This window comes from Vulcanibacillus modesticaldus, assembly GCF_001730235.1.
Taxonomy (GTDB): domain Bacteria; phylum Bacillota; class Bacilli; order Tepidibacillales; family Tepidibacillaceae; genus Vulcanibacillus; species Vulcanibacillus modesticaldus.
The window spans coordinates 32,217-53,698 of record NZ_MIJF01000004.1; the positions used below are offsets into that span (position 1 = coordinate 32,217).

Sequence of the window (21,482 nt, forward strand, 5' to 3'; positions counted from 1 at the left end):
TTATAAAAGTCGCTGCTATGATTGTTCCTCGTTAGCTCAGTTGGTAGAGCACTCGGCTGTTAACCGAGTTGTCGCAGGTTCGAGTCCTGCACGAGGAGCCATGCGGAGAGATACTCAAGAGGCCGAAGAGGACGGTTTGCTAAACCGTTAGTGGGTTTTAACAGCCCAGCGAGGGTTCGAATCCCTCTCTCTCCGCCATATGGCCCGTTGGTCAAGTGGTTAAGACACCGCCCTTTCACGGCGGTAACAGGGGTTCGAATCCCCTACGGGTCACCATACATTTTGGACGGTTAGCTCAGCTGGGAGAGCACCTGCCTTACAAGCAGGGGGTCGGCGGTTCGATCCCGTCACCGTCCACCATTATTTTATAGGTAATCTAGCATGGAGCTGTGGTGTAGAGGCCTAACATGCCTGCCTGTCACGCAGGAGATCGCGGGTTCGAATCCCGTCAGCTCCGCCATTTTTTTTGCATATTGTGGCGGCCATGGCGAAGTGGTTAACGCATCGGATTGTGGCTCCGACATTCGTGGGTTCGATTCCCACTGGTCGCCCCATCTGTTGGGCTATAGCCAAGCGGTAAGGCAACGGACTTTGACTCCGTGATGCGCTGGTTCGAATCCAGCTAGCCCAGCCATTATATGAGCCATTAGCTCAGTCGGTAGAGCACCTGACTTTTAATCAGGGTGTCACAGGTTCGAATCCTGTATGGCTCACCATTTTATTATATTTGATATAATTATGCGGGTGTGGCGGAATTGGCAGACGCACTAGACTTAGGATCTAGCGCCTTTGGCGTGGGGGTTCGACTCCCTTCACCCGCACCATCATAGGTTTTAGCCGATACTAAAGATGTAGTTTATATCATTTATGGATCGCAATAATTTAAGATATGCGGTCGTGGTGGAATCGGCAGACACGCTATCTTGAGGGGGTAGTGGTCTTTTGACCGTGCGAGTTCAAGTCTCGCCGACCGCACCATTATATAAACCGCGAGAGGTAGCAAGTTGTTATATCGGGATGTGGCTCAGCTTGGTAGAGCACCTGGTTTGGGACCAGGGGGTCGCAGGTTCGAATCCTGTCATCCCGACCACTTAACAAAATAATTACTTTAATGATGCGGGTGTAGTTCAATGGTAGAACTCCAGCCTTCCAAGCTGGTAGCGTGGGTTCGATTCCCATCACCCGCTCCATTTTTTTATTTAAGGACTTGTGGGCAGCACCATCATAGGTGCTTTTTTTTAGTATTAGGATATTAATTTTGATTTCTTTTAAAAAGCAAGTATATTATATAATTGAATTGAATTAATTTAAATACTATGAGTTAGAGGTGAAAAGTATGGATAATTTTGTTTTCCATAACCCAACAAAAATTTTTTTTGGAAAGGGACAAATAGAACATTTAGGTAAGGAAATCATTAATTACGGAAAAAAAGTTCTTTTCGTTACCGGTGGAGGTAGTGTTAAAAGAATAGGACTGTATGATAAAGTTATTGAAATATTGAAGGAAGAAAAATGCAACGTATATGAGTTAAGTGGTGTAGAACCTAATCCTAGATTATCAACTGTTAAAAAGGGAATTGAGATCTGTAAATCAGAAGGAATTGAAGTGGTATTAGCAGTTGGCGGTGGTAGTGTACTAGATGCTTCAAAGGCTATCGCTGCTGGAGCTAAATATGATGGAGATGTATGGGATTTTTATACTAGAAAGGCTACTATTGAAGATGCTTTACCTTTAGCAACAGTACTTACTCTAGCGGCAACTGGTTCAGAAATGAATGGTAATTCGGTTGTTACTAACTGGGAAACAAAAGAAAAATTAGGTACAAATAGTATACATATATATCCTAAATTTTCGATCTTAGATCCTACTTACACATATTCTGTTCCTAGGGATCAAACTGTTTATGGAATAGTTGATATTATGGCCCATGTATTTGAACAATATTTTAGCCACACAAGCAATACACCTTTGCAAGATCAGTTTTGTGAATCTGTAATGCGAACAGTAATTGATAATTCCGAAGCAGTACTTGAGCGTCCAGATGATTATGATGCTCGTTCTAATATTTTACTAAGTGGTACGATGGCTTTAAATAATATAATTAGAATGGGTATGGCTGGTGATTGGGCTACACATATGATTGAGCACGAAGTTAGTGCTATCTATGACATCCCCCATGGTGGAGGTTTAGCAATAATATTTCCGAATTGGATGAAATATGTTTTGGATGAAGGTATAGAAAAGTTCAAACGTTATGCTATTGAAGTATGGAAAGTAGATGCTACAGGGAAGACTGACAAAGAAATTGCCTTAGAGGGTATAGAGAAGACTAGAGAATTTTTCAATAGGATAGGAGCACCTTCTAGATTAAAGGATTATAACATCGGGGATGAAAATATCGAATTAATGGCCGAAAAAGTTGTTAAAAGAAGAACTGTCGGCCAATATAAGAAACTAACTAAAGAGGATGTTAAAAATATTCTCACAATGAGTTTGTAGGGAATTATTAAAACTCGTAACAAACATGGTTACGGGTTTTTATTTTTTAAGATTATTTTCGGGCGTTCTTTACTGGAGATATTTAGATATGATAATGTATAATGATGTAATGTATCGATAATTATTAGCCAATTAATTGAAATAGAAAAGGAAAAATATTGTTTGGTATAAATCTTTATAAAAGGATGATTTTATGGTTAATTCTTACCAATTTACAGCAAATAACGTCTCGGAAACTCGACAATTGGCGAGTAAATTAGCTAATTATTTAAAACCAGGCAACGTACTTACCCTTGAAGGAGGATTAGGAGCCGGGAAGACTGCTTTTACCCAAGGGTTAGCAATCGGTCTAGGAATAACCCAAATTGTTAATAGTCCTACTTTCACAATTATTAAAGAATACCATGGAAAATATCCTTTATATCACATGGATGTATACAGACTAGAAGATGGTTATGATGATATAGGATTTGAGGATTATTTCTATGGTGATGGAATAACCGTGATAGAATGGGCCTCTATTATCAAAGATATCTTACCGAAGCAGTATCTCAATATTAGGATAGAAAAATCAGACGATAATAAGCGAAGAATATTCTTTGAACCTAATGGAGATGAATATATACAAATATGTGAGGAGTTTATGGCTAATGAATATTTTGGCGATTGATACTTCAACTGATGTAATGGGAGTTTCTCTACTAGATGAGAATAGAGTTTTAGCGGAAGTAACAACAAATTTGAAAAAAAATCATTCAATCCGCCTTATGCCCACAATCGAGCAATTGTTCGAGGAAGTGAAGTGGGAGCCAAAAGCTATCGATTTAATTGCAGTGGCTAAGGGACCCGGTTCTTATACTGGTGTTAGAATTGGGATAACTACTGCAAAAACTATGGCTTGGGCATTAAAAATTCCTTTAATAGGAGTTTCTACATTAGAAGCAATGGCTTACCCTCATCAAAATTTTACGGGATTAATTTCTCCGATAATTGATGCCCGTAGGGGAAGGGTATATACAGGTCTGTATAAAAAAGTTGAAAACAAATGGACTAATGTCGAGTCAGATCAAATTACTCCTCTATCTAAATGGTTGAATTTGCTGCAACAAACCCAAGAAGCAGTACTTTTTGTTGGAGATGATGTGGAATTACATCATGAGAATATTTATCAAGAGTTAGGGGACATGGTAAGTTTTAGCTCTTCAGCATTTAACATTCCGCGACCAAGTGTCATCGGATTAATTGCCAAAGAGAGATATCTAAATGGAAAAAGAGATGACATTTATGATTTTTCACCATCATATTTACAATTAGCTGAAGCAGAGGCTAAATGGTTAGAGAAGCAAAAAATAAATAAAGGTTAGGTGTTTGGCTTGGATGATAAACAAATAAATTTTAGAAAAGCCACCATTGATGATGTGAATCAAATTTGGCTGGTGGAAAGAGCATCCTTCCCTACACCTTGGACGAAAGAAGCTTTTATTAAGGAGTTAACGGATAATCGGCTTGCACATTATTTTGTTTTAGAACTAGGAAACCAAATCATTGGTTATGCTGGGATGTGGATAATTTTAGATGAAGCACATATAACCAATGTTGCAATTCATCCAGAAACAAGGGGACGTAAACTAGGGGAATTACTGATGAGAAACCTTATGACAATGGCCAAGTTGTTTGGTGCAAAAAAAATGACCCTTGAAGTACGTGAGTCTAATCGTATCGCATTAAATTTATACTGCAAGTTAGATTTTAAGAGACAGGGAATAAGAAAAAAATATTATACTAATCCAATAGAGGATGCAATAATTATGTGGGTGAAATTATAATGTTGAGTTGGAAAAAAGAGATGGAAAAAAAGCTAGAGAGATTAAAAACCATTGATTTAAAGGAATCAGTAATTATTTTAGGAATCGAAACGAGTTGTGATGAAACTTCAATTGCAATCGTGCAAGATGGGCATAAGATTTTATCTAATATTGTCTCTTCCCAAATCGCCATTCATAAGCGTTTTGGAGGAGTTGTTCCCGAGGTTGCTTCAAGGAAGCATGTAGAAGTTATCAATGTTTTGCTAGAAGAAGCTTTAAACGATGCAAAATTAAAATTAGGGGATATATCAGCGATAGCAGTTACCTATGGTCCAGGACTAATCGGTTCTTTATTAGTTGGCGTTGCAGCAGCTAAAGCTATCTCTTTTGCCAAAGGTATTCCTTTGGTTGGGGTTAACCATATAGCAGGACATATATATGCTAATAATTTGATAAAACAATTAGAATTTCCGTTGATTGCTTTGGTAGTGTCTGGTGGACATACGGAACTGGTTTACATGGAGGATCATCACAAATTTGAAGTTCTCGGTATGACTAGGGACGATGCAGCTGGAGAAGCTTATGATAAAGTTGCAAGAACGTTAGAACTGCCTTATCCGGGCGGTCCGTATATAGATAAACTGGCTAAAGAAGGTAAAGCTACGATTGAGCTACCAAGGGCACTAATGGATAATGGTTATGATTTTAGTTTTAGTGGTTTAAAATCAGCTGTTATCAATACAATGCATAATGCTAAACAACGGGGTGAATATATTGCCAAAGAAGATATGGCAGCAAGTTTCCAAGAGGCAGTTGTAGACGTCCTAGTTTCTAAAACGTTAAAAGCGGTTCAAGAGAAACAGGTAAAAAATTTAATTGTTGCCGGTGGAGTTGCAGCAAACCAAGGTTTACGAAGTAGACTAAAGGAAAAGTGTGAGCAATTGGGAATAGATTTGACGATTCCACCTTTAGAATTATGTACAGATAATGCAGCTATGATTGCCAGCGCTGGTTATTTCTCATATCTTAAAGGTGAGTGGAGTAATCTAGAACTAAATGGAATAGCAGGGCTGCCGCTTAGCCCATAATAAACTAGTTTAAAAGAATTATAAATGAACTTTTGCAGTGCATAGAATCAGTTTCTATGCACTTTTTTCATTTTAGAAGCTTAGAAAAAGAAAATATCCGTTGATAAAGTTATCAACATTCATGTGGATATGTGGATAAAATGGTATGAGCATTGAAATAACTTGTATTAAAAAAAACGATATATCAACAAGTAGCTAAAGATAGCTATGTGAATAATGTGGATAAAGGTGTGACTAACTAACATTAGCAAAAAGATTTTGTGCATAAAATTGTGGATAATTTATTTTTTGAAAAAATTAAGAATTTTTTAAAAGGGATTTCACAGAAATTTATCGAAAAAATCAAGTGGTATTATTTTTAAGGAGGTGGTTTTTGTGAAAGAAGGTTTGAACAATCATAGAATTCAAATGATGATATTGATTTTGATACCTATGATATTAATAATTGCTATCTTTTATATTGTTCAATATACGACCTTATTATCGTTAAAAAGACAACAAGAAATGCATTTGGCCGATAACTTTATAAAAGACCAAGCTTTTATATCTCGTCAACTAAATTCTCCACCTCTTATATTGTTACAAAATAGAAAGGCTATAGAAAAACAGGTTAAAATTAATGAGCTTAAAGGTATAGATCATTTATTAATTGAGAATTCAATTGATAATTTTATTAATCAAGATGTAATAGGAATATATAGTCTAGAACGTGATGAAATTGTATTTCATTTAGGTTCTGAAGAAGTATACAACGATATTTCTCAGGTGGACATGGATAAATTATTAGAAAAAACATTGACAACAAAAACCTTTATAAAGATTAATGATAAATTAATATATTTTTTGCCAATAGTTGATGAGGGGTATCTTAGGGGAATCATCTATACATACAATATTAGAAACGTTTCTATCACAAAATTACTTTCTCCCTTAATTTTATCTCTTATTCTTGCGATTATAGGAACAAAGTTGATAGAGGGAAATATCCAAAAAAGAATATATCAATTCAAAGAAGATGTTGATAACTTAAAAGAAACAGGTGCTCCTTTGCCTGCTCAGGCTGAACCACTTGATAAATTAGCACAATCTGTTAATGATTTGCAGGAACACCTGTATAGTGAGAAAAAACTGTTAAAAATATTGCTCGATAGTCTGCCTTTAGGAGTTATTTTTTATAACAAGGACGGAAAGGTGAATTCTATAAATAAGACAGTAACTGAAATTACTGGATTTAGCCAAGAAGAGATAGATCAATTTACAGTTAAAGGTAATATCCTAAATAGTTCGGAGAATGTGTTCTGGGAAACATTAAGATCGGGGCAATCTTTTTTAGGGTTTGAAAGCTATTGCCCAACTAAAGATGGAAGAGAAATACCTGTAATGACTTCCACTAAACCTTTATATGATTCTTCTAATAATTTCATTGGGATAGTAAGCTCATTTATTGATATTTCCGAACAAAAAAGATTAGCAAAAGTCGAAATGCATTCAAAAATTATGTTAGATCATATATCTGATGGTGTGATAAGGGTTGATAACAATGGTGTGATTAATGGTTTTAATCGTGGAGCAGAATTAATGACAGGATTTAAAACTGAAGAAGTTTTAGGGAAAAAATATGATGATATTTTTATTAAAAGAAAAACAATGTTTACCAAGCTAACGTATACTTTAAATACTGGGAAAGAATACAATTATAAAAAAGAGATATTTACCCAAGATGGAAAAAAAATACATCTAATGATCACTACAAAAATTTTAAGAGACGAAGAGGGCAACCAAATTGGTGCAATGGGAATATATAAAGATATCACTCATTTGGAAGAATTAACATATCAGATACAACGTGCAGATAAATTGGCAGTAGTAGGTGAACTGGCAGCTGGTACAGCACATGAGATAAGGAATCCTCTTACTTCTATAAAAGGCTTTATTCAGTTACTAGAAACCCAAATTGAAGATAAAGAGAAAAAGAGATATATTTCTCTGATTTTAAAAGAGATAAACAATATTAACGAAATTATTAAGGAGATGTTACTGCTAGCTAAGCCTTCAAAACCATCTAAGACAGTTGTTTCTATTAATCAAACAATTAATGATATAGTATCTTTTATGAAATCTGATGCTGTATTAAAGAATGTGGAAATTTTTACTGATTTAAAGAGAGATCTTCCCTTTATTGAAGTTGATGAAAGGCAGATTAAACAGGTATTTATTAATATAATACGTAATGCATTACAAGCGATGAAGGATGGTGGAGAACTGCATATTTTTTCACGACTTAATGAAAAAAAACGTATGGTAGAAGTTATCTTTGTAGATCAGGGAGAGGGCATACCACCAGATAGACTCCAAAGAATATATGAACCATTTTATACGACCAAAGAGGATGGTACAGGTTTAGGATTGCCTGTTTCTTATCAAATAATGAAAAATCATGATGGGGATATTCAAATTCATAGTATACTTGGTAAAGGGACGACTGTTACGCTATATTTTTCAATTTCTGGGGATAATAACGTTAAGAATGGGGGACAATAACACAAGATTATTTTGGAAGGATGTTGTATATGAGCCAAAAAATTCGTTGGTTCATAGTGTTTTCAATGACGGTCTTAATATTAGGATCGTCTTTTTCTTGTGTAGAAGCAAAGGAAAACAAACGGCTAATTTTAATCTTAATCGACCGGTTATCATTTACAGACAGCTCTATCTATTCTGACATGGTTGGATTTAGAACTCTCAATCAAGAAGGTGCTGTCGGGGCATTGAATGTTAATTCTGGGGGCAGTAAAAATGATAGCAATAGTTATCTTTCAATTGGAGGAGGGGGACGAGGTAACGGAGTTAAGAATATGGGAGACTCATTGTTATTAAATGAAGTAGTTAACTCTGACGAGCGATTACTGGCAAAGGAAAAATTTTTACAACTGACAGGTAAAAGTATTACGGATGAAAATACGATAGTATTCTTATCAATTGAGCGGATAAAAAAAGCCAAACAAAAGTACGTTTTCAGTGTTGCTGAATTGGGTGAAACTCTTAAACAGGGTGGTTATCAATCTAGAGTATATGGAAACCTTGATACCTTTAATAAACAAAGATTAGCTCCACTAATTATTATGGATAAAGAAGGAATTAGTTATGGTGATGTAGGAATAAAGACTACTATAAATGCTCCTGAAAGACCGTATGGGGTTAAAACAAATTATTCTTATTTATTAAAAAAATGGAAAGAGGCCAGAAGTAAAGAGATTTCCTTAGTTGTATTTGAATTGGGTGATTTGTATAGACTGGATCAATTTAAAAATCAAATGGCCCCCAATTATGAAGCTTTCTTAAAAAAAAGAATTTTGGGTGAGATTGGGGAATTTATCAATGATATCATCCTTCAAATGGAAGAAAATGAGAACTTAATTGTTCTTTCTCCGATGGTTAGTAGACAAGCTACTATTGAAAAGCAACTTTTAGCACCGATTTGGATTTATGATATGGGAAAGTCTAAAGGATTATTAACATCCAGTACAACTAAAAGAGAAGGGATTGTTGCTAATATAGATATTGCGCCCACAATTTTAAAGTTCTTTGGTATTGATAAACCACCTGTCATGGTTGGCAGGGAAATCTTAGCATTAAATTCAACAATAAATTTTAAAAATGAACTAGAGCATATTTTTACGATTTATCGATTACGCCCATCGGTTTTATATGGTTATGTCATGTGGCAAATATTTATTCTAATAATCGCGATACTAATATGGCTTAAAAATGGGGGATACAAATCTGAATGGTTTAAAAGTGTACTTTTAAGCATCTTGTATTTGCCAATGCTATTATTAATAACAGCTTTTTGGACCCCTAAGGATGCATATCTCTATTTAAGTGTCGTATTCATGATTAGTTTAGTTTTGGGATTTATGACAATTAATTTTAAAGTAACTAAGGCCTTTCTTATTATCGGCGGCCTTACATTTGTGATGATTACGATGGATGTAATTTATGGCACACCATTAATAAAAAGGTCATTTTTAGGTTATGATCCAATTATTGGAGCCAGATATTATGGAATAGGTAATGAATATATGGGGGTATATATTGGCTCTACTTTACTTTTTACTAGTGCACTACTTAGTATTAAAAAGAATCGATTTACGTTTTTGATAACCATCTTAATCTATGGAGGTATTATATTTATTTTGTTGTTTCCTACGTTGGGAACAAATTTTGGTGGTGCTATCGCTGCTATTTTTGCAACCGGACTAACTTTGTTGAAATTGATTGGTTACAGATGGAGTAAGAGGGGAACATTTTTTTCAACTTTAGCTTTTTTATTGGTGCTTACGTTAATAGTCCTGTTTAATATTCTCGTTCCGTTGGATAGTCAATCTCACATAGGAAGAGCGTTAAGCCGCTTATTTGAAGGTGATGTTGCGACTATATATTTGATAATCAGTAGAAAATTGGCTATGAATTGGAGATTAATTCAAATTTCTGCTTGGAGTAAAGTGATGTTTACCTCAATTATCATTATCAGTATATTATTCATTAAACCGAAGAAAATTTTGAAAGAAATAAAAAAATCTTATCCTGACATTTTTAATGTATCTTATGGGATAGTTAATGGTGCGTTTGTTTCTTTGTTGGTTAACGATTCAGGCATAGTTGCTGCTTCCACGATGATAATATATTCAGTTGTTCCATTACTTTATTTGGCATTAACCAAACAAAAAGAGCTTGAGGTTTAGTCCTCAAGCTTAATTTGAGTTTCTTCCCATTCCACGAGAAGAAGTTCTAAACGACTTTTTAATTGATTCAATTCTTCATTTTTACTATATGATAACTGGTGATCTAAATATACTTCAGGTTGAAGTAACTCTGACTCAATTTCAGCAACATTCTTCTCTATTTTGTCAATTTCTTGTTCTAATGACTCAATTTTTCGTCTAAGTTGTCGTTGACTTTTCTTTCTTTCCCTTTCTTTATTTAACTGTTCTTTCCTTTTCTTGTCTTCTAATGAGAGGGAATTATCACTGGCTTCCTCTTGCTCTGCTTTTTTCTCCAAATAGTAATCATAATTACCTAAATAATTGATTATTCCTGTGGCATTTAGTTCGATGATTCTCGTTGCAATCCTGTTTAAGAAATATCTGTCGTGAGAAATGAATAGAATCGTTCCAGGATAATCTATTAGTGCGTTTTCTAAAACTTCACGACTATAGATATCTAAATGGTTTGTCGGTTCGTCTAATAATAAAAAATTAGCCCTTTTTAGCATCAATTTCGCTAAACTAACTCTGGCCTTCTCTCCACCACTTAAATCTTTAATCTTTTTAAATACATCATCTCCGATGAAAAGAAAGTTTCCTAAGATTGTTCGGATTTCCTTTTCTGTTAATTCAGGATAGTCATCCCACACCTCGTCAATTATCCTTTTTTCTAAATGGAGATCTTCTTGTTCTTGATCATAATATCCAACTTTTACTTTTGAACCAAACTCGATAGTTCCATGTTTTGGTTGGAATTTTTTACGGATAAGCTTAAATAGTGTTGACTTACCGATTCCATTGGGACCTATTAATGCGATACGTTCTTGTTTTTTTACCATAAATGATACATTTTGAAACAGAGATTTATCATCAAATCCCATTGCTAGGTCTTTAACTGTAAGAACAATATTACCACTCTGGAAATCTGTTTCAAAGGCAAAGGAGACTGTTCTGTTTGATGTTGGACGGTCTATTAGCTCCATTTTTTCAAGCATTTTTCTTCTGCTTTGTGCCCTACGTGTTGTTGATGCTCTAGCGATATTTTTCTGGATGAAATCCTCTAGTTTTTTTATTTCAATTTGCTGTTTATCGTATTTTTTGAGCATTATTTCGATGTTCGCAGCTTTTTGTTTTATATATTGGCTATAATTACCGACATATCTGGTGGCTTTTGTTTTTTCAATTTCGTAAATCACATTTACAAGAGTATCTAAGAAATATCGGTCGTGTGAAACTAATAAAATAGCGCCAGAATAAGATTTTAAATATCCTTCTAACCATCTCAAGGATTCAACATCTAGATAGTTAGTAGGCTCATCTAGTATCAGTAAATTTGGTTCTTCCAGTAATAATTTAGCCATTGCTAACCTTGTTTTTTGTCCACCGCTTAGTGTATAAATAGGTTGATTATGAAGATCAAAGTCGCCAAACCCCAATCCATGAAGGATACTTCTAATTTTTGCTTCATAAGAATAGCCGCCGTTATCTTTAAATTGCTCGGTTACTTTTGAGTACTCATTCATGAGTTTTTCATATTCTTTATTATTCTCTTGATAGGATAGGGTGGCCATCTGATCTTCCAAACTTCTAATATATTTTTCTTGTTCAATAAGATGGATAAAGACTGATCTCATTTCCTCCCAGATGGAGCGTTCAGTTTCTAAACCACTATCTTGTGCAAGGTAGCCAATTTTTGTATCTTTTGCAATATTTATTTCACCACTATCGGGCAATATTTTGGCCGCAATTATTTTCAGGAGAGTAGATTTTCCAGCGCCATTAACACCAACTAATCCAATTCGATCCGTGGATTGGATTACCATATCAATATCGGTTAAAATTACATCTATACCAAAGGATTTTGTTACCCCCTGTGTTTGTAAAATGATCAATAAAATCACCTCTTAATCTAAATTCATATAAAGATAAAATATAAAAAATAATACACTTAGGTATTTAAAAAATAAGATTACAGTTTGATGATAATGGTATAATTTTAAAAGATTGTTCAATTAAGTGTAGCTTATTTTTTATTATATAATCAAGACAATAGATGGGAGGAATTAATAACATGGAGAAGGATAATCTTACTTATATAAAGGCAAAAATGAGGAAGGAATACTTGGAAAAGAGAAATCTTTTATCGTCTAAAGATGTAGAGCAATACTCAATGATAATATCAGAAAAAATCCTCTCCCATCCATCATTTGTAAATGCTAAAACTATCATGGCATATATCCCTTTTAGAAATGAAGTGGATATTCGTTTAGTGATTGAAAAGGCATGGGCTATAGGCAAGCAAATATTGGTACCAAAAACAGAGCCAAAAATCAAGAAAATAGAACCCTATTTAATCAGTTCATGGGAAGATTTAGAGTTGGGGCATTTCAATGTATACGAACCAATAACTCTCAACAAAAAACCTTTTAATGGTGCAGAAATTGACTTAGTTTTAGTGCCTGGAGTTGCTTTTGATAAAAAAGGTTACCGTTTAGGTTATGGCGGGGGATATTATGATCGTTTTTTTAATCATAATAAGATGATTCAAAATAAAATAGGCATTGCCTACGATTTTCAAATTCTTGAACAGTTACCAATAGATAATCATGATTATCCAGTGAAGGAACTAATTACAGAAAAAAGAAATATTAAAATTGGGTGATAATTCACAATAAATAATTCTGACTATTTTGTAAACTTAAATGTTCATTATTGAGCATGTTAGAAAATATAGTACAATAATAGTTGGATACTTTTAAAAGATTAACTTGTAGAGATAGATATCATATAAAGTAGACAAGGAGAGAAAATAGTGGATAATTCTATGCTAAAAGAGATTAAAGTTGAAGATGCTGTGGGATATACACTTGCACATGATTTGACAAAAATCATACCTGGTGAGTTTAAAGGAAGAATTTTTAAAAAAGGGCACGTTATCCAGAAGGAAGATATCCCTGAGTTATTAAAAATCGGAAAAGAGCATATTTATGTTTTAAATATAAAAGAAGGCTATTTACATGAAAATGATGCTGCTTATCGCTTAGCAAAGGCGATAGCTGGTAAAAATGTTCTCTTGGATGAACCTCATGAAGGAAAAATTACTTTAACTTCAAAGATATTTGGATTAGTTAAGGTAAATGAGACATTAATTAACCAAATTAATTCGATTCCTGACCTTGCGTTAGCAACAGTGTTTAATAATAAGGTGGTTCAACCCGGGGGAAAACTTGCTGGTACTAGAGCTTTGCCGTTAATAATCGAAGAAGAAAAAGTAAACCGAGCTGAAGCTTTACTTGAGGGGAAAATAGCGATAGAAGTCAAAGAGTTTAAAAAATCCAAAGTTGGTTTGGTCACCACTGGTAGTGAGGTTTACAAAGGTAGAATTAAAGATAGGTTTGGGCCGATAGTAAAGAAAAAATTAAATTATTTCGGTTCAGATGTTGTTGAACAGCGTTTTGTACCTGATGATGTAGAGTTAATTAAGCGTGAAATAGAATATTTCTTAAAACAGCAGGTAGATATAATAATGCTTACCGGTGGGATGTCTGTCGACCCAGACGATAGAACACCTTACGCGATTAGAGAAATGTCCACAAAAGTTGTAACTCAAGGGACTCCTATATTGCCAGGTTCGAATTTAATGATTGCCTATAACAACGATACCCCTATTCTGGGGTTGCCTGGCGGTGTATTGCATGATCCGTATACCTCCTTTGATGTTGTTTTGCCACGAATTCTAGCCAATGATCCAATTACTAAGGAAGAAATAAATCGATCAGGTTACGGGGGGTATTACGGTTGTTAAACTCAAAGATGATCCCTGTTGTTAACTTTGTAGGATTTTCTGGTAGTGGAAAAACAACTTTAATAACAAAAGTTATAAAAAAATTTAAGGAAAAAGGACTTCGAGTTGCCGCAATTAAACATGATGCCCATAAGTTTGAAATAGATCATGAAGGAAAGGATACTTGGAATTTTTCGCAAGCTGGAGCGGATGTAGTGTTAATTAACTCTCAAAAAAAACTAGCGATGATAGAAAAATTGGTTGAATCTTTATCATTTCAAGAAGTCCTCTCTAAAATAAATGGCGTTGATATTATCATTGTTGAGGGATATAAACAAGAGTTTTCTCCAAAAATCCTTTTAGTCAGAAGAGAAAAGGATTTAGATTTACTTTCTAAACTCGATAATGTAATAGCTGTGGCCACTTCATTGAGTCTTAAGGATATTGAAATACCAATATTTAATATTAATGATGTTGAAGGTATAACAGAAATTATTCAATTAAAGATTTTAGGGGAGAGTATTCATGGGACAAGATAATAAAATACCAAAGGTAACCGCAAAACGATTACCTTTGTATTACCGCTATTTTGAAAAACTTCATTTAATGGGTAAGCAGAGGGTGTCTTCTGCCCAATTAAGTAAAGAATTATTGATCGACCCAGCCACTATAAGGAGAGACTTTTCCTATTTAGGTGAATTAGGAAAAAAAGGATATGGCTACAACGTAAGTTATCTACTTCATTTTTTGCGGGATTTTTTAAAACAGGATGAAGTTACAAACGTAATTATAATTGGTGTGGGAAACTTAGGAACTGCCCTGTTACATTACAATTTTTATAAAAGCCGTAATACCAAGATAGTTGCAGCCTTTGATACTGATCCTAACAAAATAAATAAGGAAATGGACGGCATACCAGTATACGGAATGGATAGCTTAGAAGAAGTGATAAAACTCTTTCGTGTTGAAGTGGCGATTCTGACAGTTCCTGTCCAAGTTGCACAAAAAATTACTGATGAGGCCATTAAAGCAGGTGTTAGAGGTATTTTGAACTTTACTCCATCTGTTCTGACAGTCCCTTCTCATGTTCAGGTACATAATATAGATTTGACTACCGAGTTACAAACTTTAGTATATTTTCTAAAGAATTATAATGACGACAATGAATAACTTTTTACTCAAGAAGCATATAGTATGTTTTATAGGGAATAATGTTGTTTGGAAAAATATTTTAATAATTATGGTAAAATTACTTGAAAAAAAAATAGAAATTTATTATTATAATAACTGTGTTAGCACTCGATAACAGCGAGTGCTAATAATGATTCTTGACAATATATTATTAAGGAGGTATTTGATATGATTAAACCTGTTGGCGATCGCGTTGTTATTGAACCAATCGAAAAAGAGGAAACAACTGCAAGTGGTATTGTTTTACCAGACTCAGCAAAAGAAAAGCCACAAGAAGGAGTAGTAATCGCAGTTGGAAGTCGCCGCAATGAGAAAGGTGAACGTGAAGAACTAGACGTTAAAGTCGGAGACAAAGTCATCTTCTCAAAATATGCAGGTACTGAATTAAAGATCAAAGATAAAGAATACCTAATCATGCGAGAAAGTGATATTCTTGCGATTATGGAGTAATAGCAGTAAAATTAAAGTTTTTGAATAATACTTATTATGGTTAAATTACTTATTACTTAATTATTGAGTTTAAATATATCATAATGCTACTTAAACCAATACTATTGATGGGGAGTTGATGACAGTGGCAAAACAGATCGTTTTTGGTGAAGAAGCTCGCCGTGCAATGCTAAGAGGTGTAGATGCTTTAGCTGACGCTGTTAAGGTTACTTTAGGTCCAAAAGGGCGTAATGTTGTTTTGGAGAAAAAGTTTGGTTCACCATTAATCACAAATGATGGTGTAACTATCGCAAAAGAGATTGAATTAGAGGATCCATTTGAAAATATGGGTGCACAATTAGTAAAAGAAGTAGCAACCAAAACAAATGATGTAGCTGGTGACGGTACAACAACAGCTACTGTGTTAGCACAAGCGATGATTAGGGAAGGTTTGAAGAACATCACTGCTGGTGCTAACCCAATGGTGATTCGTAAAGGTATTGAAAAGGCTGTTAAGGCAGCGGTTGATGAGATTAAAGCGATTGCTAAACCTATTGAGGGAAAAGGGTCTATTGCTCAAGTAGCGGCTATTTCAGCTGCAGATGAAGAGATCGGTGAATTAATTGCTGAAGCTATGGAGAAGGTAGGTAGTGATGGCGTAATAACTGTAGAAGAATCTAAAGGCTTCATTACCGAGCTAGAAGTTGTTGAAGGTATGCAATTTGACCGAGGCTATATCTCTCCATATATGATTACCGATACAGATAAGATGGAAGCTCTATTAGAGGATCCATATATTTTAATTACTGATAAAAAGATTTCTAACATTCAAGACATTCTTCCAGTGTTAGAAAAAGTTGTTCAGCAAGGTCGTCCAATATTGATCATTGCTGAGGATTTAGAAGGAGAAGCTTTAGCTACATTAGTAGTAAACAAACTTCGTGGAACATTTACTGCTGTGGCTGTAAAAGCTCCTGGATTTGGTGATCGCCGTAAGGCAATGTTACAAGATATCGCTATTCTAACTGGTGGAGAAGTGATTACTGAAGATCTAGGATTGGATCTTAAAGCTACAACTCTTGAACAATTAGGACGTGCTCGTCAAGTGCGCGTAACTAAAGAAAATACAATCATTGTCGATGGTAATGGCGATAAGGCTGAAATTGGTGCTCGAGTAAACCAAATTCGTCAAGAGTTAGAAGCTACTACCTCTGAATTTGACCGTGAGAAATTACAAGAGCGCCTAGCTAAATTAGCAGGTGGAGTAGCAGTAATTAAAGTTGGGGCTGCTACTGAGACTGAGTTAAAAGAGAAGAAGCTTCGCATTGAAGATGCTCTTAACTCAACTCGTGCAGCAGTTGAAGAAGGAATCGTTTCTGGTGGTGGTACCGCACTTGTAAATGTTATCGCTGCTGTTGAAAAGATCGAAGCTTCTGGAGATGAAAAAACTGGTGTTAATATTGTTAAACGTGCTTTAGAAGAGCCAGTTCGTCAAATTGCTAACAATGCAGGATTAGAAGGTTCCGTTATTGTTGAGCGTCTAAAGAAAGAAGAAATTGGAATCGGATTTAACGCGGCAACTGGTGAGTGGGTAGATATGATCAAAGCCGGTATTGTTGACCCAGCAAAAGTAACTCGCTCTGCGCTTCAAAACGCTGCATCTGTTGCTGCTATGTTCTTAACAACTGAATCTGTAATTGCAGATAAGCCTGAAGAAGAGAAAGCTGCTATGCCAGGAATGGATGGCATGGGCGGAATGGGCGGAATGATGTAATAAGTGGTCATTGACCAAGTTGGAGGTTTCTCATTTAGCTAAATGAGAAACCTCTTTTTTTTGAGGTGGGTTAACATATTTGTTCGGTTTAGATTATTCTTTCATTGACTCATTTTAGTCTAATTTGCTAGAATAGTCACAATAAACATTCATTTGAATGCTGGAAAGATAAAAAGGCAGTTTGACTGCGTAAGAAAGCTGAGGGCAGAAAATATTAAACGAGCGGAGGAGATTAGATGGAAAAACCAAAAGATATTATTTTGGTGTTAGATTTTGGAGGACAGTATAACCAGCTAATAGCACGTAGGATCAGAGATTTAGGTGTTTATAGTGAATTAGTACCTTATAATATTTCATTAGACAAAGTTAAGGAATTGAATCCTAGAGGGTTAGTTTTTTCTGGTGGTCCGGCTAGTGTGTATGTAGAAAATGCACCAATTCCAGATGAAGGTATTTATAAATTGGGAATTCCGATTTTAGGGATTTGTTATGGAATGCAATTGATGACCCACCAATTAAATGGTAAAGTGGAACGGGCAAATGTCAGAGAGTATGGAAAAGCGGTTATCGAAATAAAGACTGATTCGCCTTTATACCATGGTTTAGAAAAAACTCAACAAGTTTGGATGAGTCATTCTGATTTAGTTATTGAGCCGCCTATTGGATTTCAAGTCGATGCAAGTACAGATCATGCACCAATAGCAGCAATGAGTGATCTTGCTAGAAAATATTTTGCAGTTCAATTTCATCCCGAAGTGAAACACTCCGAATATGGGATGGATATGATTGAAAACTTCTTATTTAAAGTGTGTAAAGTAAAACCTAACTGGAATATGGATACCTTTATTGAAGAAAAAATCAAAGAAATCAAAGAAATTGTAGGGGATAAAAAGGTTTTGTGTGCTTTAAGTGGCGGGGTGGATTCTTCTGTCGTTGCCGTATTAATTCATAAAGCAATTGGTGATCAATTAACTTGTATGTTTGTTGATCATGGATTACTAAGAAAAGGTGAAGCAGAAAGTGTTATGGAAACATTCGCAAATAAATTTAAAATGAATGTAATTGCGATTAATGCGAAGGAACGTTTTCTATCTAAGCTAGAAGGCGTAAGTGATCCGGAGCGAAAGCGAAAGATCATTGGTAATGAATTTATTCGGTTATTCGAGGAAGAATCTAATAAACTTGGTGACTTTGATTTTCTAGCGCAAGGTACGTTATACACTGATATTATTGAGAGTGGTACTGATACTGCCGAAACGATAAAGTCCCATCATAATGTTGGTGGTTTACCTGAAGATATGAGGTTTCAATTAATAGAACCGTTAAATACGCTATTCAAAGATGAAGTAAGAAAAGTTGGTAGTAAATTAGGTTTAGCAGATGAAATAGTTTGGCGTCAACCATTCCCTGGTCCCGGACTTGCGATACGTGTGCTTGGAGCGATAACGGAAGAAAAACTAATGATTGTTCGTGAATCAGATTATATTTTAAGAGATGAAATTAAAAAAGCTGGCTTAGACCGTGATATATGGCAATACTTCACTGTGCTTCCGGATATCAAGAGTGTTGGCGTAATGGGTGATTCTAGGACTTACGCCCATACAGTTGTCATTAGGGCTGTTACTTCGATTGATGGTATGACAGCAGATTGGGCAAGGATTCCGTATGATGTTTTAGAAAAAATATCTAATCGTATTGTTAATGAAGTTGATGGTGTGAATCGGATTACTTTGGATATCACTTCTAAACCTCCTGCAACAATCGAATGGGAATGACTTTAGTAAAAGACAACGAACCACAACCGAACAAAAAATGATTATTACTCATTTAATGTTCGTATTTTCTATTGACACCGAGGTTGATTACTGTTAGACTATCATTGTAGTTAATTTAAAACAATTTTGCTTTCGTATATGTCTGAGAATATGGCTCAGATGTCTCTACCAGGCAACCGTAAATTGCTTGACTACGAAGGGGAAAGTTTTAGGATAATGGACGGATGCTAAGTTTCATTAAACGAAATACGAACTCCGCACTAAGTTTGTTTATTCTGTTCTTTTTTACCCTTTGTACCTAGGTAGAGATTTATCTACCTAGGTTTTTGTTTTCTCTTACAATTCTTATAGAATTCGTAGAGAATTACGCATTTTACACTGACGTTGGCTGTATTCTCGGGCGATTATGAAAAAGAACGAGAAATCTGTTAGGGAGGAAGTTTTGATGTCGCAAAATATTGAAGTTAGCAGATTGAAGTTAGAGCAAGAAAGTCTGCTAGAACGCTTTTTTGGATTAAGTACCCATAAGACTAATATTCGCACTGAGGCTTTGGCAGGTTTAACGACTTTTTTAACAATGGCGTATATTTTAGTGGTTAATCCGTTTTTCCTTGGAGAACTAGGTGGAATGGACATGGGAGCGGTTTTTGTTGCAACTGCTTTAGCGGCTGCGATTGGGACACTTTTGATGGGGTTACTTGCTAATTATCCTATCGCTTTAGCACCTGGGATGGGGTTGAATGCTTATTTTACATTTTATGTGGTGTTAGGATTAGGAATACCTTGGGAAAAGGCGCTTGGTGCGGTTTTTATTTCAGGAGCTATTTTCTTTTTGTTGACTCTGACAAAGGTGAGGGAAGCGATTATTAATTCAATTCCAGCAGGTTTAAAACATGCAGTTTCAGCAGGGATTGGGCTATTTATTGCGTTTATTGGATTAAAAAATGCCGGTATCATCATCGCTGATGAAGCTACAGCAGTTGCTTTGACAAATGACCTTGGTTCACCAGGAGTCTTATTAACTATTTTCGGAATCATAGTTACTTTATTCTTTTTAATTAAAAAGGTTAATGGTGGAATATTTTACGGAATGATTATCACTGCGATTATCGGTTGGATATTCGGTGTTGTCCAAACTCCGGAGCAGATTTTCTCATTGCCACCAAGTATAGAGCCGACATTTTTGAAACTTGATCTAAAGGGTGCTCTTGATATCGGGCTATTTACTATAATTTTTGCATTTCTTTTTGTTGATTTATTTGATACTGCTGGGACCCTTGTGGGAGTTGCTAACCAAGCTAATTTATTAAAAGATAATAAACTTCCAAGAGCAGGAAAGGCGCTTTTTGCAGATTCTGTCGCTACAATGGCCGGTGCGGCGTTAGGAACATCAACGGTTACTTCATATATTGAATCTTCCGCTGGGGTTGCTGCTGGTGGAAGAACAGGACTAACATCAGTATTTACTGCAATAATGTTTTTGGTTGCTGTATTCTTTTATCCGATAGTTAAGGCTGTTGCTGGAGTGGCAGCTATAACATCTCCGGCGTTAATTATCGTAGGAATTTTAATGGTATCAAGTTTAAAGGAAATCGATTGGAAGGGTTTAGATGAAGCAGTACCAGCTTTTCTAACAATGTTGATGATGCCTTTAACATTTAGTATAGCAACGGGTATCAGTGTTGGCTTTATCGCATATCCTCTAGTTAAGATATTTGCAGGCAAATCAAAAGAAGTTCATCCTATTATGTATGTATTGGGTATCTTGTTTGTAATTAAATTTATCTTCCTATAATATTTTATCTATTTGATATATAAAGTATATAACGTCATTGAAAAAATAGACCCCTAACTAATGTGGATGGTGCAACATATAATGTTGCATCTTTTTTCTTTTTTTATATAGGGATATTAAATAGCGATATAACCCATAATATAAAAGGTAATCACAATTGATTTAACCTACTGTTAAAGTCGATTAAATATGCTTTTACTATTTTTGAAAAAAAGTTGTTGACATAAGATGATAAGTTGTAGTAGTATATTTGTTGTCGCTTCTAAAAAGAATAATTACGGTGAGCGATGATAAATAGGTGTTAGCAACGACTTAAAATAAAAAACAAAAAAAGTAGTTGACATAACACAGTGAGATATGATAAAATGTTAAATGTCGCTGAAATTGCTCTTTGAAAACTGAACAGTGTAACAAGCCAAGCGTGCCACAAGGAATTGTGGGACCAAAGTCAAAGAGAGCTAACTCAAACTTTTTATGGAGAGTTTGATCCTGGCTCAGGACGAACGCTGGCGGCGTGCCTAATACATGCAAGTCGAGCGAAGTTTATGGGAGCTTGCTCCTAATAAACTTAGCGG

General features: G+C 35.1%; 16 protein-coding genes, 12 tRNA genes, 1 rRNA gene and 1 riboswitch. Of the genes, 28 read left to right on the forward strand and 1 reads right to left on the reverse strand.

The features are described from left to right. The first annotated feature begins 25 nt into the window (after nt 1-25). The 19 genes from BHF71_RS01385 to BHF71_RS01475 all read left to right on the forward strand — a co-directional run bounded on the left by BHF71_RS01385 (nt 26) and on the right by BHF71_RS01475 (nt 10,138). A tRNA-Asn gene (locus BHF71_RS01385) sits at nt 26-101 on the forward strand. Between the two features lie 3 nt (nt 102-104). Then, nucleotides 105-198: transfer RNA gene (locus BHF71_RS01390), tRNA-Ser, on the forward strand. 3 nt (nt 199-201) lie between these two features. Continuing rightward, nucleotides 202-276 (forward strand) — tRNA-Glu (locus BHF71_RS01395). A gap of 8 nt (nt 277-284) precedes the next feature. Then, nucleotides 285-360: transfer RNA gene (locus tag BHF71_RS01400), tRNA-Val, on the forward strand. Nucleotides 361-383: 23 nt separating this feature from the next. Continuing rightward, nucleotides 384-460 (forward strand) — tRNA-Asp (locus tag BHF71_RS01405). Between the two features lie 18 nt (nt 461-478). Continuing rightward, a tRNA-His gene (locus tag BHF71_RS01410) sits at nt 479-554 on the forward strand. A gap of 5 nt (nt 555-559) precedes the next feature. Next, nucleotides 560-634, forward strand: a tRNA-Gln gene (locus BHF71_RS01415). A gap of 6 nt (nt 635-640) precedes the next feature. After that, nucleotides 641-716 (forward strand) — tRNA-Lys (locus tag BHF71_RS01420). 24 nt (nt 717-740) lie between these two features. Next, nucleotides 741-824, forward strand: a tRNA-Leu gene (locus BHF71_RS01425). 67 nt (nt 825-891) lie between these two features. Next, a tRNA-Leu gene (locus BHF71_RS01430) sits at nt 892-978 on the forward strand. A gap of 35 nt (nt 979-1,013) precedes the next feature. Beyond that, nucleotides 1,014-1,090, forward strand: a tRNA-Pro gene (locus BHF71_RS01435). A gap of 26 nt (nt 1,091-1,116) precedes the next feature. Next, nucleotides 1,117-1,190: transfer RNA gene (locus tag BHF71_RS01440), tRNA-Gly, on the forward strand. Between the two features lie 146 nt (nt 1,191-1,336). Continuing rightward, nucleotides 1,337-2,500, forward strand: coding sequence for an iron-containing alcohol dehydrogenase (locus tag BHF71_RS01445; protein WP_069655892.1), 1,164 nt, complete (start codon nt 1,337-1,339; stop codon nt 2,498-2,500). Nucleotides 2,501-2,693: 193 nt separating this feature from the next. Then, nucleotides 2,694-3,170: a tRNA (adenosine(37)-N6)-threonylcarbamoyltransferase complex ATPase subunit type 1 TsaE gene (tsaE, locus tag BHF71_RS01450; protein WP_069655893.1), complete on the forward strand. Its 477-nt coding sequence runs from the start codon at nt 2,694-2,696 to the stop codon at nt 3,168-3,170. Continuing rightward, nucleotides 3,151-3,864 carry a tRNA (adenosine(37)-N6)-threonylcarbamoyltransferase complex dimerization subunit type 1 TsaB gene (gene tsaB / locus BHF71_RS01455; protein ID WP_069655894.1) on the forward strand — a complete coding sequence of 238 codons (714 nt, stop codon included), beginning with the start codon at nt 3,151-3,153 and terminating at the stop codon, nt 3,862-3,864. The genes tsaE and tsaB overlap by 20 nt, the downstream gene beginning before the upstream one ends. A 9-nt stretch (nt 3,865-3,873) precedes the next feature. Continuing rightward, nucleotides 3,874-4,326 carry a ribosomal protein S18-alanine N-acetyltransferase gene (rimI, locus tag BHF71_RS01460; RefSeq protein ID WP_084024064.1) on the forward strand — a complete coding sequence of 151 codons (453 nt, stop codon included), beginning with the start codon at nt 3,874-3,876 and terminating at the stop codon, nt 4,324-4,326. Beyond that, nucleotides 4,326-5,393: a tRNA (adenosine(37)-N6)-threonylcarbamoyltransferase complex transferase subunit TsaD gene (tsaD, locus tag BHF71_RS01465; RefSeq protein WP_069655896.1), complete on the forward strand. Its 1,068-nt coding sequence runs from the start codon at nt 4,326-4,328 to the stop codon at nt 5,391-5,393. The genes rimI and tsaD overlap by 1 nt, the downstream gene beginning before the upstream one ends. A 375-nt stretch (nt 5,394-5,768) precedes the next feature. Then, nucleotides 5,769-7,934, forward strand: coding sequence for a PAS domain S-box protein (locus BHF71_RS01470; protein WP_069655897.1), 2,166 nt, complete (start codon nt 5,769-5,771; stop codon nt 7,932-7,934). 29 nt (nt 7,935-7,963) lie between these two features. After that, nucleotides 7,964-10,138 (forward strand): hypothetical protein, encoded by a 2,175-nt coding sequence (locus tag BHF71_RS01475; RefSeq protein WP_069655898.1) that lies wholly within the window; start codon nt 7,964-7,966, stop codon nt 10,136-10,138. On the opposite strand, the gene BHF71_RS01480 is transcribed toward BHF71_RS01475, so the two are convergent. Continuing rightward, nucleotides 10,135-12,051: an ABC-F family ATP-binding cassette domain-containing protein gene (locus tag BHF71_RS01480; protein ID WP_069655899.1), complete on the reverse strand. Its 1,917-nt coding sequence runs from the start codon at nt 12,049-12,051 to the stop codon at nt 10,135-10,137. The two genes, BHF71_RS01475 and BHF71_RS01480, sit on opposite strands and share 4 nt — an antisense overlap. A 179-nt stretch (nt 12,052-12,230) precedes the next feature. Here BHF71_RS01480 and BHF71_RS01485 point away from each other — a divergent pair, with 179 nt between their 5' ends. From BHF71_RS01485 to BHF71_RS01525, 9 genes are all read left to right on the forward strand, one after another. Then, nucleotides 12,231-12,821, forward strand: coding sequence for a 5-formyltetrahydrofolate cyclo-ligase (locus tag BHF71_RS01485; protein WP_069655900.1), 591 nt, complete (start codon nt 12,231-12,233; stop codon nt 12,819-12,821). Between the two features lie 147 nt (nt 12,822-12,968). Next, nucleotides 12,969-13,964 (forward strand): molybdopterin-binding protein, encoded by a 996-nt coding sequence (locus BHF71_RS01490; protein ID WP_069655901.1) that lies wholly within the window; start codon nt 12,969-12,971, stop codon nt 13,962-13,964. Beyond that, nucleotides 13,958-14,482 (forward strand): molybdopterin-guanine dinucleotide biosynthesis protein B, encoded by a 525-nt coding sequence (mobB, locus tag BHF71_RS01495; protein WP_084024068.1) that lies wholly within the window; start codon nt 13,958-13,960, stop codon nt 14,480-14,482. Before BHF71_RS01490 ends, mobB begins: the two co-directional genes overlap by 7 nt. Then, complete coding sequence (locus tag BHF71_RS01500) at nt 14,469-15,113, forward strand: redox-sensing transcriptional repressor Rex (protein ID WP_069655902.1); 645 nt, start codon at nt 14,469-14,471, stop codon at nt 15,111-15,113. Before mobB ends, BHF71_RS01500 begins: the two co-directional genes overlap by 14 nt. A gap of 189 nt (nt 15,114-15,302) precedes the next feature. Then, a complete protein-coding gene (groES, locus tag BHF71_RS01505) occupies nt 15,303-15,584 on the forward strand; it encodes a co-chaperone GroES (RefSeq protein WP_069655903.1) in 282 nt (93 codons plus the stop codon). A 124-nt stretch (nt 15,585-15,708) separates the two neighbouring features. Further along, nucleotides 15,709-17,337, forward strand: coding sequence for a chaperonin GroEL (gene groL, locus BHF71_RS01510; RefSeq protein WP_069655904.1), 1,629 nt, complete (start codon nt 15,709-15,711; stop codon nt 17,335-17,337). Between the two features lie 236 nt (nt 17,338-17,573). Beyond that, on the forward strand, nt 17,574-19,112 hold the full coding sequence (gene guaA, locus BHF71_RS01515; protein ID WP_069655905.1) for a glutamine-hydrolyzing GMP synthase: 1,539 nt from the start codon (nt 17,574-17,576) through the stop codon (nt 19,110-19,112). A 112-nt stretch (nt 19,113-19,224) separates the two neighbouring features. Further along, nucleotides 19,225-19,326, forward strand: a riboswitch (purine riboswitch). A gap of 231 nt (nt 19,327-19,557) precedes the next feature. Next, on the forward strand, nt 19,558-20,907 hold the full coding sequence (locus BHF71_RS01520) for an NCS2 family permease (protein ID WP_084024070.1): 1,350 nt from the start codon (nt 19,558-19,560) through the stop codon (nt 20,905-20,907). A gap of 471 nt (nt 20,908-21,378) precedes the next feature. Then, nucleotides 21,379-21,482: ribosomal RNA gene (locus BHF71_RS01525) — 16S ribosomal RNA — on the forward strand; the annotation flags it as partial.

Bases quoted from the DNA above. Each gene is read 5' to 3' on its own strand.
- BHF71_RS01445 (WP_069655892.1), top strand. From the start codon at position 1,337: ATGGATAATTTTGTTTTCCATAACCCAACAAAAATTTTTTTTGGAAAG.
- tsaE (WP_069655893.1), top strand. From the start codon at position 2,694: ATGGTTAATTCTTACCAATTTACAGCAAATAACGTCTCGGAAACTCGA.
- tsaB (WP_069655894.1), top strand. From the start codon at position 3,151: ATGAATATTTTGGCGATTGATACTTCAACTGATGTAATGGGAGTTTCT.
- tsaD (WP_069655896.1), top strand. From the start codon at position 4,326: ATGTTGAGTTGGAAAAAAGAGATGGAAAAAAAGCTAGAGAGATTAAAA.
- BHF71_RS01475 (WP_069655898.1), top strand. From the start codon at position 7,964: ATGAGCCAAAAAATTCGTTGGTTCATAGTGTTTTCAATGACGGTCTTA.
- BHF71_RS01485 (WP_069655900.1), top strand. From the start codon at position 12,231: ATGGAGAAGGATAATCTTACTTATATAAAGGCAAAAATGAGGAAGGAA.
- BHF71_RS01500 (WP_069655902.1), top strand. From the start codon at position 14,469: ATGGGACAAGATAATAAAATACCAAAGGTAACCGCAAAACGATTACCT.
- groES (WP_069655903.1), top strand. From the start codon at position 15,303: ATGATTAAACCTGTTGGCGATCGCGTTGTTATTGAACCAATCGAAAAA.
- guaA (WP_069655905.1), top strand. From the start codon at position 17,574: ATGGAAAAACCAAAAGATATTATTTTGGTGTTAGATTTTGGAGGACAG.
- BHF71_RS01520 (WP_084024070.1), top strand. From the start codon at position 19,558: ATGTCGCAAAATATTGAAGTTAGCAGATTGAAGTTAGAGCAAGAAAGT.